The organism is Lactiplantibacillus sp. ME-2, assembly GCF_022549155.1.
GTDB classification, from domain to species: Bacteria; Bacillota; Bacilli; order Lactobacillales; family Lactobacillaceae; genus Lactiplantibacillus; species Lactiplantibacillus plantarum.
This window is the reverse complement of sequence record NZ_JAKZEQ010000120.1, coordinates 1-845: the sequence shown is the minus strand read 5'-3', so window position 1 is coordinate 845 and position 845 is coordinate 1. Positions and strand designations below refer to the sequence as shown.

Annotated in this window: 1 protein-coding gene; it reads right to left on the bottom strand. The window is 42.4% G+C overall.

Features of this window, described 5'->3' with window-relative positions:
- A partial coding sequence (locus MMY95_RS15620) for a glycoside-pentoside-hexuronide (GPH):cation symporter (protein ID WP_241277825.1) occupies positions 1-845 on the bottom strand: 845 nt, incomplete at both ends.

Genomic DNA, 845 nt, shown 5'->3' with positions numbered 1-845 from the left:
CGGCAAGCACCACCGCTTCATTACGATTGCCATTCTTCAATTGACCGTATTCAATGGCATCGGTCATTGATAGGACCGTGACTAATTGGGCAAAGTTAATATTGAAAAGGACTAATCCGATGATCAATAAGGTCAAATTCGTCTGCGCAACAATAAAGATAATATAGGCTAAAATCATTGAGCATTGACCGAGTGCAAAGAGCACTTTCCGTGGAATAAACCGGTTCAAGATTGGATATAGTGGTGACGTCACAAAACCGATCACAGTTGCGACCGCCCCAGCAATCCAAAATTCACTAGGTTTACCAATCACGAATTTAAAAAGATAGAATAGAACCCCGTTGGTTGTCACGTATGCTAATGAATAGAATAAGTAACCCAGACTGACCCACATAATTTGGTCATTCTTGATAATGCCCATAAAGACACCTTTGATCGTCATCTTTTGTTTGGCTGCTTCCCGAATCGCATTGTGCTTCTCACTGGTTCCAAAGGCGACAAATAGTGCGGAAATGACTGCCACAATACCGACAATAACGGCAAACGCTAGCCAGCCTTGTGGACCTTGGGTATGCTTACCAGTTGCGATAAAGGTAAAGTACGTGGTAATTGGTACAACGACCATTGTCAGGCCGTTCCAACCGGTCGTCCCAGCAAAACTGCCAAGAGCCGTGAGAATTCCCCGGGCATGACTATCTTCACTAATCGCTGGAACCATGCCCCAATACGAGACATCTGTTAACGAATAGAAGACATCCAAGATAATAAATAAAATCGCAAAAACAATTAAAAATAAAATCCAGTTTACCTTTGCTAATCCAAAGATTCCTGAGAAAATAACGACT